Annotated in this window: 1 protein-coding gene; it reads left to right on the top strand. The window is 44.1% G+C overall.

What is annotated here, in order from left to right; all coding sequences use genetic code 11:
* Window positions 1-401, top strand: a 401-nt coding sequence (locus ASC50_RS05240; protein ID WP_193391214.1) for a beta-L-arabinofuranosidase domain-containing protein, incomplete at both ends; no start/stop codon positions are given.

The raw sequence follows: 401 nt of genomic DNA, 5'->3' as shown, positions 1-401 counted from the left end.
ATTATGGGATGAGGTTGCAAAAGGAAATATCCGCACCGGGCATCCTTTTGACTTAAACGGTGTGTGGGTGCCCTGGTATAACCTGCATAAATTGCTGGCAGGCCTCCTGGATGTTTATCTGTACACCGGTAATGAAACGGCAAAAACCGTTGCTGTAAACTTTGCAAACTGGATTTACGAAAAATTCAAAAACCTGACGGAGGCACAATGGCAAATCATACTTTCCTGCGAATTTGGAGGAATGAATGACGCTTTGTACAATCTTTATGCCCTTACGGGAGAAAACAAGCACCTCCAAATGGCGGAAAAGTTTTATCATCACGCCGTTTTAGACCCATTGGCAGCCTCACAAGACCAATTCAAGGGCTTACATGCCAACACACAAATCCCTAAAATCATCG

The sequence above is a fragment of the Candidatus Symbiothrix dinenymphae genome, assembly GCF_001431085.1.
This window is presented reverse-complemented; position numbering and strand designations above follow the sequence as displayed.